14 protein-coding genes and 1 pseudogene are annotated in these 14,144 nt (G+C 63.4%); 5 read left to right on the top strand and 10 right to left on the bottom strand.

The features are described 5' to 3' along the window. Window positions 1-39: 39 nt before the first annotated feature. From KGJ62_14920 to KGJ62_14905, 4 genes and pseudogenes are all read right to left on the bottom strand, one after another. Window positions 40-777 (bottom strand): hypothetical protein, encoded by a 738-nt coding sequence (locus KGJ62_14920; protein ID MDE2127871.1) that lies wholly within the window; start codon window positions 775-777, stop codon window positions 40-42. After that, the gene (locus tag KGJ62_14915) at window positions 764-1,216 is read right to left on the bottom strand and encodes a hypothetical protein (GenBank protein MDE2127870.1); all 453 of its coding nucleotides are present in this window, start codon (window positions 1,214-1,216) and stop codon (window positions 764-766) included. Before KGJ62_14915 ends, KGJ62_14920 begins: the two co-directional genes overlap by 14 nt. Before the next feature lie 105 nt (window positions 1,217-1,321). After that, window positions 1,322-1,531, bottom strand: a pseudogene (locus tag KGJ62_14910) (hypothetical protein). 83 nt (window positions 1,532-1,614) lie between these two features. Further along, the gene (locus KGJ62_14905; GenBank protein ID MDE2127869.1) at window positions 1,615-2,388 is read right to left on the bottom strand and encodes an ankyrin repeat domain-containing protein; all 774 of its coding nucleotides are present in this window, start codon (window positions 2,386-2,388) and stop codon (window positions 1,615-1,617) included. Window positions 2,389-2,509: 121 nt separating this feature from the next. Here KGJ62_14905 and KGJ62_14900 point away from each other — a divergent pair, with 121 nt between their 5' ends. Beyond that, a complete protein-coding gene (locus KGJ62_14900; protein ID MDE2127868.1) occupies window positions 2,510-2,761 on the top strand; it encodes a hypothetical protein in 252 nt (83 codons plus the stop codon). Between the two features lie 700 nt (window positions 2,762-3,461). On the opposite strand, the gene panC is transcribed toward KGJ62_14900, so the two are convergent. Both panC and panB read right to left on the bottom strand, forming a co-directional pair. Next, on the bottom strand, window positions 3,462-4,373 hold the full coding sequence (gene panC / locus KGJ62_14895) for a pantoate--beta-alanine ligase (protein ID MDE2127867.1): 912 nt from the start codon (window positions 4,371-4,373) through the stop codon (window positions 3,462-3,464). Window positions 4,374-4,376: 3 nt separating this feature from the next. Then, the gene (gene panB, locus KGJ62_14890) at window positions 4,377-5,195 is read right to left on the bottom strand and encodes a 3-methyl-2-oxobutanoate hydroxymethyltransferase (protein ID MDE2127866.1); all 819 of its coding nucleotides are present in this window, start codon (window positions 5,193-5,195) and stop codon (window positions 4,377-4,379) included. A 147-nt stretch (window positions 5,196-5,342) separates the two neighbouring features. Between panB and KGJ62_14885 the strand changes: the two genes are divergently transcribed. Together KGJ62_14885 and KGJ62_14880 are read left to right on the top strand one after the other, a co-directional pair. Continuing rightward, the gene (locus KGJ62_14885) at window positions 5,343-6,107 is read left to right on the top strand and encodes an SDR family oxidoreductase (GenBank protein MDE2127865.1); all 765 of its coding nucleotides are present in this window, start codon (window positions 5,343-5,345) and stop codon (window positions 6,105-6,107) included. 31 nt (window positions 6,108-6,138) lie between these two features. Beyond that, entirely contained in the window at window positions 6,139-6,681 is a 543-nt protein-coding gene (locus KGJ62_14880; GenBank protein MDE2127864.1) for a GNAT family N-acetyltransferase, read from the top strand. On the opposite strand, the gene KGJ62_14875 is transcribed toward KGJ62_14880, so the two are convergent. Together KGJ62_14875 and KGJ62_14870 are read right to left on the bottom strand one after the other, a co-directional pair. Further along, the gene (locus KGJ62_14875) at window positions 6,668-7,993 is read right to left on the bottom strand and encodes a 2-oxo acid dehydrogenase subunit E2 (protein MDE2127863.1); all 1,326 of its coding nucleotides are present in this window, start codon (window positions 7,991-7,993) and stop codon (window positions 6,668-6,670) included. The genes KGJ62_14880 and KGJ62_14875 overlap by 14 nt on opposite strands. A 55-nt stretch (window positions 7,994-8,048) precedes the next feature. Beyond that, window positions 8,049-8,723 (bottom strand): DUF4337 family protein, encoded by a 675-nt coding sequence (locus KGJ62_14870; protein ID MDE2127862.1) that lies wholly within the window; start codon window positions 8,721-8,723, stop codon window positions 8,049-8,051. Between the two features lie 179 nt (window positions 8,724-8,902). Here KGJ62_14870 and KGJ62_14865 point away from each other — a divergent pair, with 179 nt between their 5' ends. Next, a complete protein-coding gene (locus KGJ62_14865; GenBank protein MDE2127861.1) occupies window positions 8,903-9,595 on the top strand; it encodes a Crp/Fnr family transcriptional regulator in 693 nt (230 codons plus the stop codon). Between the two features lie 46 nt (window positions 9,596-9,641). Next, window positions 9,642-11,114 carry a tRNA (N6-isopentenyl adenosine(37)-C2)-methylthiotransferase MiaB gene (miaB, locus tag KGJ62_14860; protein MDE2127860.1) on the top strand — a complete coding sequence of 491 codons (1,473 nt, stop codon included), beginning with the start codon at window positions 9,642-9,644 and terminating at the stop codon, window positions 11,112-11,114. Here miaB and purB read toward each other — a convergent pair. Together purB and KGJ62_14850 are read right to left on the bottom strand one after the other, a co-directional pair. Then, window positions 11,111-12,412, bottom strand: a complete 1,302-nt coding sequence (purB, locus tag KGJ62_14855) for an adenylosuccinate lyase (GenBank protein MDE2127859.1) — start codon at window positions 12,410-12,412, stop codon at window positions 11,111-11,113. The genes miaB and purB overlap by 4 nt on opposite strands. Beyond that, window positions 12,409-14,034, bottom strand: a complete 1,626-nt coding sequence (locus KGJ62_14850) for a D-aminoacylase (protein MDE2127858.1) — start codon at window positions 14,032-14,034, stop codon at window positions 12,409-12,411. Before KGJ62_14850 ends, purB begins: the two co-directional genes overlap by 4 nt. Between the last annotated feature and the right edge of the window lie 110 nt (window positions 14,035-14,144).

The following is a 14,144-nucleotide window of genomic DNA, read 5'->3' as shown; positions in this document are numbered from 1 at the left end:
GGCCGCGTTGCCCTGCGGATCGAAGGCTCGAGGATGTTGTTACGGCCCAAGTTCATCTGATATAAACGCGGGCACCGCCATCGTTGGGCCTAGCCAGACAGCGATGCCGCACTGATCGTACACGCCAAGCAGCAGGGCTTGTGCATTTCTTGTAATCTCTGCGATGTACGACGACGAGCCATGGGCTATACGGTCCAGTGGCAAGACATCCTGGCAGTCGCACTGCGACAGAACCACGAGCGCGTTATTCGTTCCGAACTCCACATCTCGGTATTGGTATTCGCATCCCTCGGCGGATGCGCGCTCGCTCGTCATCACGTACAGGGTTTCGCCCGAGACCTGCCATGCGGCTATTCCATGAGCGGCGACCCTGGCATCGACGCCCGGGCCGTCCCATGTCGTGGCCCTTCCATCGCCAACCGCCACGGCACGTGGATCCTCCTTCAGCCAACTCGCCTCCCAGCGAAACACGGACCCCTCCTTCGCGATCTTCTCGTGCTTCAGGCGCAAGTCGCCACCGTGCTCCAGTTGGTCCCAGTCAAAGAAGTCGTAGAGTCGCTCAGCGGAGATCGCGTCGGAACGCGCGTACGTGAACCAACGGCCGGCCTCGAGATTGACGCCCGCGTGAACCGCACCGGCGAACACGCTGCCCCAATCACTGCGATACGTTTCTAGCCACAACCGGCAGTACGCATCGGCCCGACGGTCCAATTCGAACCAGCGTATCGACACGCCGTCAGCGCTCGGTGATGCCGTGGGCTCGTTATTTAACTTCATACCGTCCGTCCGGGCCGAGGTGCCAACCACGGGTACCTTTCTGGTCAATGTCCCAATGGAACGGCCACCCGTGGTGTCGCTTAACGTCGTCCCTGTGGATCGAGCAACCCGAGGGCTCGTGGAACATGTTGCGCCCGCGCCGCTCCCATGGGCCGCCCGGAAGCGGCGGAGGCGGCGAGTTGGGGCCTGTTACGTCGATCGGCCGGGCGGGCGGATACGGATACGCCTCGCGGCCGGGCCGCGGTCTGAGCTGCGGCGGGTTGAGCTCCGGTCCGCCCCCAGGACCCGGAGTGAAGCCGATGCCGCCAGGATCACCGTCGCCTTCACCAAATCCCGCTCCGCCACCGCCTGCCTCCGGGTCGCCGTCTCCGATGAGGAGCTGGTTGTGAATTGTACCGACAACCACGCCACCCTTGTACCACGGGTCCTCCGGGTCCACGGTAGAGGGGTAGACGCCGATGGCAGTCCGGATGACTCCCGTCAGACCGCCGGTGAGTGTATCGCCCCATCCGGCGAAGAAGTTCGAAGCGTTGTCAACCCAGTCGAGGCCGAGCGGGTCCGCCCCGGTCAGTGGGCGGTTTAGCCCGTACGAATAGAGGTTGACCGAAACGCGGATCGGATCCCGGTTTACAGACCTTTCCTGCGCCGGATCGTAGTACCGGTAGCCGAGGAGCTGCAGGCCCGTTTCGCTGTCGCTATAGTACCCATATTGCGAACCGAAGCCGGAGTACGGATCGGTTGCCGTACCGGAGATGGAGTGGCTGCCGAAGGCGTCGCGGCTTGGCGCCGGCGCCCGCTGCCGCTATTGTGACCCCCAAGTACCGGGCATGGGCGGTTTCAGCGCACGGCTGGCCGTCGCACGGGCTTAGGCGCAGCCGGAAGCGCATCAACAGGGACCAGCGTCGCCCCGAAACTCCGCAACATTACGATTACTTGCTTCTGATCGTACAAGTAGCGACGGCGCGACCGGTGGTCCCAGTCCGATGGCGAGCCGTCGTATCGCGATCTAAGCGCTGCGGTCAGCGGCGTTTCGCCACACCGGGAGAGGTTCGGGCTGGCGCCACGCGCCAGCAGCGCGGCGACCGAGGCGACGTCGACATTGGTAGCGGCCCAAAAGAGCGCGGTGCGCCCGATTCCCCAAGTCGCCTCTGTGCTCAGGCTATTCGGGTCCGCGCCGTGCCTGAGAAACGCCACGACAAGCTCGGGATTGGCGTCGATCGCGGCACACACAACCAGCGAATCCTCCACCTGCCTAGGCGGGCTCACTTTGGCGCCGGCCCGCAGGAGCGCAAGCGCGGACGAGGTCTCGTTCCAGTCCGTCGCGTCGGTCAGCGGCAGGTCACCGTCTGGCGTGATCACGTTTGGATTGGCGCCATGGGCCAATAACCACGCGACCATCGCTGGGTCCTTGCCTTCAATGGCCCGGCAGATGGCGGCGGACGCTCCAGCTCCGTCCATGCGAGCGCCGGCAGCAAGCAGGGCTCGAGCATCCGAAACGTCGCTAACCCATGAAATTGGTGTGTAGCCATTGCGGTCAACGTAGTTTGGATCGGCGCCGTCCCGCAGCAGCTTCTTGACCGCCCTCGAGTTAAACTCCGCGAGGGCATCCACCAACTGTTCATTAAGGCTGCCGAGCCGGGCGTCGCGCGGCCCCTTAGGACGTACAGCGTGGCCTGCTGTCCCGATGCTGACGCGGATCGCTGAGTGCGTGGCACGGCACGCAGCGACGCCGATGCACAACAACAGAGCGCAGCAAACGGCGGCAGAGCGAGCGAGTGGACTTGGCATGCGCGCCGGCCTAATTCACGATCAGCCATTTCCGCCCAGGGCCGCGGTTATGCCGGATGATATCAACCAGGCGGTTCTGGTCAGGCTGGTTGAGGCGCAGGCAGCCGTTCGTGGGGTCACAATAGCTCCTACGGCCACCGTGGATCCTGCAGAGGCGAAGCTCCGGGAGGGAGCCAGGGAGGCCGGCGGCAAGTGAGGCGAAACGTCGAGGCATCACACCACTAGCTACTGGGGCCTTACTCCCCACCCCCGTAGGCAAGAAGCCACGTCAAATGATCGCTGCATACCGGTCACCTGCCGTTTTCCGCGGCGCAACGCCGCAACGCAATGCCGTTCGAACCCCCACCGCATTCCGGCGTGTACAACGAACGCCGAAACCGGGCACAAAGTCATTATATCAGACCACTGCGAAAAATGCAATAGCGAAACTGTATCTGCCGGAACTACGACGAGTGGGCGATAGAGTTTGCCGCCGGTGTGCAAGACCGACAGCCGTGCCGGCCTCCGGGCAGCCTCTACAGCCTGGTGTGGCGGCCGGTCAACTTCTTCCAGCCATCGCTGATGTTGCGGGAGAAACCCCGCCGAGCGGCGCCGACGTGGCAAAGCGGCGCCGGTCGGCAGACGGCGCGCTGCCAGGCGCGGAGCAGTCCACTCATGTCCTGCGAACGTCCGATTCTTGCCTGAGGCGGCGAGTGCACGAAAGTCGGATTCCTATGCGAGGCAACACGCTGATTCGCGGTCAATGCGTTCTCTGGCGTCAGCTTGATCCCGGCCGGCCGGTTCGTTCGGCCGCTTACATTCGAGTCCGCGCCGGAGTTGTATGGAACCGGGCCACGAATCCCTTGCGTCAGCTTGCTTCGCGCCAAGCGAGATGCATGTTTCAGCCCGGCCGCCCACTACGCCACCCGGCCGCTCCCTGTTTCGACGCGCCTGGCTCCGAACGGCGCCGGCGGACTACCCGCTGGTGCGACGAGCATGTTGTCGATGAGGCGGGTTGAGCCGATCCTGGCGGCGATCGCGGCGAGAGCGGTGCGGTTCGCCAGCGTGGTGACGTTTTGAAGGCTGCCGGGGTCTGCCAGGACGACGTAATCCGCCGATAACTGGCCCGATTCCGCGAGCAGATTCCGCATTGCCTCAATAACCGTTTCCGGGTCGGTTTCGCCGCCGTGGACCATCTCTGAGGCACGCATCAGCGCACGATGTATGTCCGGCGCTACCTGACGCTGTTCCGCTGTAAGGTAAGCGTTACGAGATGAGAGCGCCAGCCCGTCGGCTTCACGAACAGTGGGCGCCAGCGACATCGTTGCATCCACATTCAGGTCTGCAATCATCCGGTCGATGATCAGCGCCTGCTGGTAGTCTTTCTGGCCCATGAATAGCCTGTCCGGAGTCGCAATATTCAGCAGTTTCAGCACCACGGTGGTGACACCGGCAAAGTGATGGGGACGCACGGCGCCCTCCAGCAGTCCGGCAAGCTTCGGCACGGTCACTACCGTCTGGAAGCCGGCCGGATACATCTCCTCGACGGATGGCGTGAATACGGCGTCGACGCCGGCGTCGTTGGCAAGTCGGCAGTCACGCGCAATATCGCGCGGATACTGCGTATAGTCCTCGCTCGGTCCAAACTGCGATGGGTTGACAAAAATGGAGAGGACCACGGCGTCACACTCGGCTCGCGCCTTCCTCACCAGCGAAATATGCCCATCGTGCAGAGCACCCATTGTGGGCACGAGGCCAACCGACCGGCCGTCGCTGCGAAGACTGGCCAGGTGGACGCGCAGCGAGGCCACCGTGTCAAAGGATCGCATGGGTCAGACGTAGTTCTCCGGACCCGGGAAGGTCTGGTCACGCACTTCCTGCGCGTACCGCGTTATGGCCTCTTCCATCTCGCGGCCCAGTTCCGCATACCGGCGGGTATGCCGAAAGGCGCGCCCGGGCGTGATACCCAGCATATCGTGCCACACCGTCACCTGGCCATCACAGTACGGCCCGGCGCCGATCCCGACTGTGGGAATGGTCAGCGCGGCCGTCACCTCACGCGCGAGCGCTGCGGGAATCGTCTCGAGCACCACCGCAAACGCGCCCGCCTGTTCCAGCGCTCGCGCGTCGTCGATGATGCGCTCGGCCTCGGCAGCGCCGGCGCCCTGAAGACGATTGCCGCCCATGAGGTGGATAGATTGCGGAGTGAGTCCGAGATGCCCCATCACGGGCATGCCGGCCTGCGTCAGCCTCTGAACCGTGGCGGCAACCGGCGCGCCGCCTTCCAGTTTTACCGCAGCCGCCCCAGCCTCTTTCATCAGGCGTGTTGCGTTGCGAACCGCATCTTCCGGAGAGGCCTGGTACGAACCGAAGGGCATATCGGCCAGAAGCAGCGCTTTGGCTACGCCGCGGCGCGCTGCCTTGACGTGGAAGATCATCTCCTCCATGGTGACCGGTATGGTGGTATCGTAACCCAGAACCGTCATTCCAAGCGAGTCGCCCACAAATACGATATCCACGCCGGCGCGGTCGGCCAGGCGTGCGCTCGGGTAATCGTAGGCCGTAAGCATCACGATCTTGCGGCCTTCCGTTTTCCAGGCCAGGAGGCCCGGCGCCGTTACTTTGGCGCGTGTGGACGTGGTGTTTTCCATGGGTGGTTCAAGAAGGGCCGGCGCCCGCTTGCCTGCGGGAGTCGACGGCGCTATTCTACCTTTTAGGCACCGGTTTATGACCCGGGCTGCGCGGCGGTACACTGATTACCCAGTTGCGCCGTCAACCGCCGTAAGCCGAGCCACGCAATGAGCGACAGTCACCCACCCGCCCCTCGTACCGCACTCGTCACGGGAGCCTCCGTCGGTATCGGCGCCGCTATCGCACGGCGCTTTGCTGCGGCAGGCATCCGCACGGCAGTGCACTTTAACCGCGGCCAGGCAGAGGCGGCCGCGCTGGTGCAGGCGCTTCCCGGCGCCGGGCATATCGCCTGCCAGGCGGATTTTAGTGATCCAACCGCAGCGCGCACCCTCGTGGATCAGGTAGCCGAGGAGTTCGGCGCAATCGATATCCTGGTCAATAATGCCGGCGTCTACGAACTCTCCCCCTTCGGCACCGTCAGTTTTGAGACATGGCAGAGCGAATGGCAGCGCATTCTGGACATCAACCTGATGAGCAGCGTTCATGCTGCCTGGAGCGCGATCCGCCATATGCGAGAGTCCGGTGGAGGAAAGATCATTAGTGTGGCGTCGCGGTCGGCGTTCCGTGCCGAAACCGATGCTCCGGCTTACGCGGTATCCAAGGCCGGTCTGGTGAGTCTCACGCGATGCCTGGCGCGTGCCGAGGCGCACAACGGCATCCTCGCCTACTGCATTGCACCCGGCTGGGTGGAGACTGCGATGGCGCGAGAGGGTATGGAGGCGATGGGAGCGCAAATTGTGAGCGAGATACCCCTCCGCCGAATTGCGAGCGTGGACGATGTTGCCGGCGTCGCGATGTTCCTGGCCTCCGCCGATGCGGATTACCTGACCGGTGTGACAATCGACGTCAACGGCGGATCGTATCTGCATTGAGACCGGGTCCTGCCGCATACGGTTTGACGCCTTGAAACGCCCGCAAATGTCCGCGCTTGAGGGTCTTCCGCTCCTGGAGACGCACGACCGAACCGGCGTGCCGCTGAAGATTCGCATCGCGTTACAAAGCGAGGCTGCCACGGTGATGGCGGTGATGACGCGCGCGTTCGCAGTGTACGCCGGACAGCTTGAGCCGGAGCCGGGCGCGCTCCGGGAAACACTGAAGGATGTAGAGCTTGCGATGCGCGAAGGCGGTGCGATTCTGGCCGAATGCGCCGGCATCCATTGCGGCTCAGCGCGTTTCGCGGCGGAGGCCAACCACCTGTACACCGGGCGCATCAGCGTTCTGCCGGAGTTCCAGCACCGGGGTATCGCAACGCGTATGCTGGAGTATCTGGCAACTGTTGCGCAACGGCTCGGTCTGCAGGAGATACGGCTCTCCTCACGGAGCACATTGCCGCAGAACGTGGCGTTCTACCTGGCCCGCGGGTTTGAGATTGTGGAGCGTGTGCCGCACGATGCAGCGCCACACGTGGATGTGGTGAAGTTCCGCCGGCGCCTTACGCCAGAATAGCCGCCGGCGCCTCCAGAAGCTCCCGGATGCGCTGCAGGCATCTGGCGGCCGGCGCGCCATCCACAATCCGGTGGTCAAAGCTGAGCGCAAGATACATGGTGGTCCGCACTACCACGGCGCCGCCACGCACCACTGCGCGCTCCGCCATGCGCCCGATTCCAAGGATGGCGCACTGGCCGGGAGTGATGATGGGATTGAAAAACTCGACACCAAAGCTTCCCAGATTGCTGATCGTAAAGGTACCGCCGGAGGTATCCTCCGGGCGGATCCGGCCGGACCGGCAGCGATCCACGATCGTCTTCAGCTCAGCGCTCACCGCGCCAACCGACTTGATGTCGGCATCGCGGATCACCGCCGTCACCAGCCCACCCTGCGACATGGCCTCCATGCCGGGCTCCGCGGATGGATCCAGCGCGACGGCGACACCGATATTGCGATGCGCGTGCAGCGTGATCTCCGAACGGGACAGTGTGGAGTTCAGCCAGGGGTGCTCCACGAGCGCTACCGCACACGCTTTGACGACCAGATCGTTGTAACTGAGTTTCGAGCCGTAGCGCAATTCGACCACCGGAAGCAGCTGCTTTCGCAGCGCCACGGCCTCAGTCATATCAACTTCCGTCGCCAGAGTCACGTGGGGAGCGCTGAAGGCGGAACCCGCCACATGGTCTGCGATACTCTTTCGCATGGCGGAGAGCCGGATAACAGTTTCCAGCGGTCCATCTGCTGAGGGAGAAGAGGCTGCCGCGGCGCGCACCTCATCGCTTCGAATGCGGCTTCCGGGCAGCCCCAACTCCAGGCGACTCAGGTCAAGTTGCAGATCGGCCGCCATCCTGGCTGCCAGCGGTGTGGCGCGGACGGCGCGCTCAGTTGGTTCGGCGCCGCGCTCCGCCACGAGGGCAGCCACATCCTGCTCCACGATCCGCCCGTTCGGACCGGTACCACGGCCCGCCAGCAGCTCCGGCGGCACGCCGGCCGCTTCGGCCGCGCGGCGCGCCCTGGGCGAAAGCCTTGTCGATGAAGCAGCTGTGGGCCGTGACCCTGTGCTCGCCGACGTATCCGCGGCCGTCACCTCGCCCGCCTCGCCAATGATGGCGAGCGTGGCGCGGACCGGCATCGTGGTGTCGACCGGCGCCAGAATCTCCAGCAGGACACCATCTGCCTCCGCCTCCACCTCCATCGTGGCCTTATCGGTCATGATCTCGAGCAGCACCTCGCCCGCGCGCACACGATCGCCTACGGCCTTTCGCCATGCGACCACCGTGCCCTCCTCCATCTCCGTTCCAACCATAGGCATAATTACCGGTGTTGTCATAAACCGTCGCTTCTCCCCATACCCGCTCCGCAGTTGTCCGCGGTACGCCCGCTCATCAATCTCCCGTGGAAGTATGCGCCTGTGCAGCTGCCGCGGGCTCCCGGCGTGCTGCGCGTTTATCGATGCCGCCACGTAGATACCCAACCACAAGAAGCGCCATGCCAATGGCGCCAATCACGAGTCCGAACAGCCAGACCGAGCGACGTCGGGTCAGCGCGGCGATGGCTGCCAGCGCGATGGCGATCTGGGTGAATGTAACGCAGATTGCGAAGAGTTCGTGACGTGAGACCAGCCTGGCCGCTTCACGGTTCGCCCGGTCGCGTTCGGATTCGTATCGCTTCGCCACGCCGGTAATCGATGCCTGCTGCTTGCGGTACTTCGCGGCATCCGCTTTCCACTTTGCCGCTCGGGCCGCGCCGCCGGGAACAAGTGCAAGGAGGTCGGCTGATTGACGTGATGTGTTGTATTTAATGCCCTTGGCCTGATAGTACGCCCATTGATCCGACGCTTGAGCCTGGCTCAGCACGGCCTCATTCTTGGCCAGCAGCGCCTCATTGATAAGCTGGCCGGAGTGAAGCGCGGCCACCGCTGCAACCACGGCCAGGAGTGCGGTGGAAAGCGATACCCATCGTACCCAGCCGTACTCCGCCTTCTCCTCGCGCTGCTCCTTGCGAATCTCATCGACCTCGTCCTGCAGATCCTGCGTCTCGACCTCGGTCTCTTCTGGCATGTGTCACTCCAGCGTACAGCCAAATGGCATGCTGCGCCAATTGTACACTGCACCGCGCGGGTTTCGGCGCGAACGGTGGCTGCGGTGGGCAAGGCTTGACATAGGGGCATCTCCCGCCCATAATAGCGATTGCCGCAGCGCTCTTACCGAGGCGCCGCATCTGTGAGGAGCCTTGCAGTATGAACCTGGATATTTCCACACTGGAAAGCACCGACCTGTTCCGCACGCTGCCGCAGGCAGTGCTGCAGAAGATAGCCGCCACGGCGCGCGCTCGCACCTACCCAGCCGGCGAAGCCATCGTTCACCAGGAGGACCCTGGTCAAACGCTCTACGTGGTGTTGAGCGGCACGGTAAAGGTATCCACCACGCTGCCCGATGGCAGCGCCGTGTTCCTGGCGCTGCTGGCCGCCGGCGACACATTTGGCGAATTGAGCCTGATTGATACCGGCGGTCGCTCGGCCGATGTCGAGACGCTGGAGGCATCGTCGCTGCTGATTATTGACAGCCGCACTTTCAACGAGCTGATCGACACCACACCGGCATTCACGCGCAACCTGCTGAGTGTGCTCTCCCGCCGGCTGCGCCTCGCCAACGTGCGCATCCAGGCTCACTGCACGCTCGATGTGTATGGCCTGGTGGCGCGGCAGATACTGGAGTTTGCCGAACTATATGGGCGCACCGAACCGGATGGCAGCATCTACGTGCCGATCCGCCTCACGCAAGGTTCCATGGCTGACCTGGTTGGAGCTTCCCGAGAGCGCGTGAACCAGGTGATGGTATCGTATCGCAAGAGTGGCCTGATCACCGTGGATACCGGCTACCGGATCACGGTTTTGCAGCCCGAAGCGCTGCGCCATCGTACCGAAGCTTGATACGGCCCTCCCAACCACGACGGCCGCGCCGGTTGGGCCGCCGACCGTGACGGTTTCGGTGGACGACGTCGCGGCGCACTCCTCATTGAAACTCTCCAGCGCCGCACCGCGTGGACGATACGCCATCCTCACCTGGGGCTGCCAGATGAACGAAGAAGACAGCGAACAGATGTCGCTGTTTCTTGAGGAGATGGGCTACCGTCGCACCGATGACACTTGCTGCGCCGACGTCGTGCTGCTGAATACCTGTTCGGTGCGCAGCAAGCCCGAAGAGAAGGTTTGGAGCGAACTTGGACGACTGCGAGGCATCAAGCAGCAGCGGCCCGGCATGGTCATTGGCGTGTGCGGCTGCATGGCGCAGGTTGAGAGCGCCGAGATCCTGCGGCGGGCGCCACACGTGGATCTGGTGATGGGCACCGGCAATCTGGCGATACTGCCTACCCTGATTGAGCGCGCGGCTTCCGGCGCCGCGCAGCAGAGCCTGGCCCCGCGCGCGGCGACAATCCCGCTTCAGCTGCGCGAGCACAGGGCGCCGGTGTTGCGGTTGGACCTGCCCGCACGTAGGGGCGCGGTGGTCACCGACATTCCTGGGCGCAGTACGCGACGGCGTCCCAAGCTGAAAGCCCACGTTCCGATCATGTATGGGTGCGACAAATTCTGCGCCTTCTGCATTGTGCCATATACCCGCGGCCGGGAACGAAGCCGGCCCACCGCGGAGATTGTGGCGGAAGTGGAGATGCTGGCACAGGGCGGCACGCGCGAAATCACGCTGCTGGGGCAGACCGTGAACTCCTATGGCAAGAACCTTGCGGAGGGGCGTGTGCCGTTTGCTCAGTTGCTTGGGCGGTTGGACAGTATTCCGGGCATCCAACGGATACGGTTCACGTCGCCATATCCGCGAGACTTCCGGGACGACCTCATTGAAGCGATCGGCGCCCTGCCGAGCGTATGCGAACACGTCCACCTGCCGCTGCAGGTGGGGGATAATGAGCTGCTTGCGGATATGGGACGCGGCTACACGGTGGAGCGATTCCTGGAGATTGTGGAGCAGCTTCGGGCCGCGGCGCCCGGAATATCGATCACTACCGACATCATGCTCGGGTTTCCGGGCGAGACGGATCAGCAGTTCCGCAACACTCTGGCTGTTGTGGAGCAGGTGCGCTTCGACTCGGCCTTCATGTTCGCTTACAGTCAGCGGCCCGGTACGAAGGCGGCGAGCCGCGAGGACCAGATACCCCATCGGACCAGAATCGATCGGTTGAATACGCTCATCGCGCTGCAGAACGCCATTACCGTTGATGTGAATCAGGCATTGGCCGGGCGCCGATTTGAGGTACTGGTTGAGGGCCGCAGCCCCAAAGACCCAAGCCGCCTGACTGGCCTTACCCGCACCAACAAGACGGTCAACTTTGATGCGCCCGTAGATTCGCCCGAGGCGGACTCTCTGACCGGAAAACTGGTAACGGTAGAAGCGTTGGAGGGCCACCTCTGGGGCTTTACCGGGCGCCTGAGCGACTAGGCCGCGCAGCCGATCCCCAAAGCATCAAAGGTACCGTCCAGGTTCCGCAGATGATGATCCAGGTCGAACACGGCGTCGATCTCTGCCTCGGTAAGGTTTGCATTGACCTCGGAGTCGCCGCGTACGGACTGCTCGAAATCGGCGCCATCCCACGCCGAAGCAGCATTCCGCTGCGCCACCGAATATGCCGCCTCGCGTGACATGCCCTTGACGATCAGCGCCATCATCAACTGCTCGGAGAAGACCAAACCGCCCATCTGCTGCAGGTTCCGGCGCATGTTCTCGGGGAAGACCACCAGGCCGGTAACGATGCCGGTGAACTTCGCCACCATCCACTCCACCAGAATGGTAGCGTCGGGAAGGGCGATGCGCTCCACGCTGGAGTTGGTCAGATCGCGCTCGTGCCAGGTGGCCATGTTCTCGATGCAAGGGATCAGGTAGCCGCGCACCACGCGAGCCAAACCGCAAACGGTTTCACTGTTCCATGGATTCCGCTTGTGCGGCATGGCAGACGATCCTTTTTGGCCGGCGGCAAACCGCTCTTGTACCTCGCGGATCTCCGTTCGAGCCAGATTGCGAATCTCGGTGGCGAACCGCTCGAGCGATGCTGAAAGGATCGCCAGCGCGGCCATCAACTCGGTGATGCGGTCGCGCGCAACGATCTGCGTGGAAAACCGCGCCGCCGAGAGCCCCAGTGAGCCGCAGACCTCGGCCTCAATCTCAGCCGTCACGTTGGCATGCGTGCCAACCGCGCCCGAGATTTTGCCTGCAGCAACGGCAACTCGCGCTCGGGCCAGTCGCTCCACGCTGCGTTCCAGTTCATCGATCCAACCCGCAACCTTGAAGCCGAACGTTATCGGCTCGGCATGGATGCCGTGCGTGCGCCCAATCATCACGGTTCCGCGGTGTTTGGCCGCAAGGCCGCGCAATACGGCGATCAACTCTTCCAGCCGGGCCAGAATCTCACCGGCTGCGTCGCGCAGCAGCATGGCCAGCGCCGTATCCACGATGTCATACGAGGTTACGCCGTAGTGGACAAACCGCCCCTCTGGCCCGAGGTTTTCGGCGACGTTCTTGACAAACGCCATCACATCATGCCGGGTCTCCTTCTCCAACTCGGCAATTCGCGCCAGGTCAAAACGTGCCCCTTGCCGGATGGCCGCCGCCGATCCCGCCGGGATTCGGCCATGCCGTTCCAGCGCGTCGCATACCGCCAGCTCCACATCGAGCCAGCGCGCCGTTTTGTTCTGCGCGCTCCACAGCCAGCGCATCGCCTCACTGGAATAGCGGTCGATCATGTCGTGCGCCTCAGCACGCTGCCCGCGCGCGTTCCGGTCAGATTCCCCTGCTCCAGCGCCGGCCGGCCGTTTACCAACACCATCGAGATTCCCTGTGCGTACTGGTGCGGCTCATCGTAGGTTGCAAGATCGGAAATAATGGCGGAGTCGTAAACGGTGATGTCGGCGAAATAGCCCGGCGCGATGCGCCCGCGATCCTTCAGACCAAGGCGGTCAGCCGGCAGACTGGTCATGCGGCGGATCGCTTCAGGCTCGGTGAGCACACCCAATTCGCGCACATATCGACCCAGTACGCGCGGGAAGCAGCCATAGGCGCGAGGATGGATACGGTCATGCGACGCGGAACCGCCGACATGCGTTCCCACGCCATCCGAACCGATGGAGGTAAACGGATACTGCATCACAGCGGCAATGTCTGCCTCATCGATAGCGAAGTTGATGGCGCTGATGAATCCCTCCGTTTGTGCGAGCAGTTCGAGCACGTAGGAGATCGGAGCGATTGACGCATTGCGAGCAAGATCGGCGATCGACTGACCCTGCAGTTCCGGGCGCGCCCGCACCACGCCAATACGAATCGCCTCCCAGGCAGACCGATCATTCGCGTCGTCCCACTCCGGGTGCGCGTGCGCCATCTCTTTCGCCATCCGGTCCCGCTGCGCGGGGTCACGCAGCCGCGCCAGCGTATCCTCCTGCGATCCGTTCAGTGCCCATCGCGGCAAGGTCTGAACCGCCAGGCTGGTCATGAACGCCGTGTAGGGATACTGATCCAACTGCACATCCATGCCGTCGGCGCGGGCAGCGGTTACCATCGGCAAAGTGATGCCGACTTTGCCCCAGTTGCGACGCCCTTCGGCCTTATGATGCGAAAGCTGCAGCGGTATCTCCGCGGTCCGCGCCACGTTCAGCGCTTCCTGAACCGCTTCCTGCAGCGTGTCGCCCTCGTTTCGCAAGTGCGTGGCATAGATGCCCGCGCTCAGCGCCACCTCCAGACAGAGCTCAACCAGCTCCGCTTCTCCCGCGTGAGACGACGGCGGGTACTCAAGGCCGGATGAGAGCCCCCATGCGCCGGCCTCCAGCGCCTCGGCCAGCAAGAGCCGCATCTCACGCATTTCGGTCGCATCGGCCGGCCGATTTTCCATGCCGACTACGCGTTTTCTCAGCGTTCCATGCCCTGCCAGCGGCACGTAGTTGGTTGCCGGACCCAGATCCTCGACGGCGCGGAGGGAGCCGGCAAAGTCATCCCAGTCAAGGCGGCCACCGTGAGCCTCAATTGCCCGCTTCTCAAAACCAAATAGCTCGCGGTTTTGAGCGAAACCTACAGACAGACCGCAGTTACCCACCACCTGCGTGGTCACGCCCATTGCGATGGCGCTTCCCTGCCCAGGATCGTACGGCACGGAGATGTCGGAGTGCGTGTGAATATCAATAAAGCCTGGCGCCAATGTCATCCCAGCTGCATCCCTCTCCTTCACCGCAGTTGTGTCGCCAAGGTTCCCAACCGCGCTGATTCGGGTGCCGGTTATCGCTACATCTGCGTGAAATACCGGGCCGCCCAAGCCGTCTAAAATGGCAGCGTTGCGAATAATCAGGTCGGCGCGCGTGGTGGAATCTGGGTATCGCAATGGCAGTGCTCACTCCATTGTAGTCGGTTCCAGGGCCGCGAGGCAAGCTCGGCCGAGCTGCAACGTTTCAGGCAGCAGCTCGTTATATCATAGTGGGAAGCCGGCCGTAA

It is taken from the genome of Armatimonadota bacterium (assembly GCA_028871815.1).
In the GTDB taxonomy this organism is placed as follows: Bacteria; Armatimonadota; Chthonomonadetes; order Chthonomonadales; family Chthonomonadaceae; genus REEB205.
The sequence above is the reverse complement of the archived record's forward strand: the minus strand, read 5'-3'. Positions and strand labels throughout refer to the sequence as shown.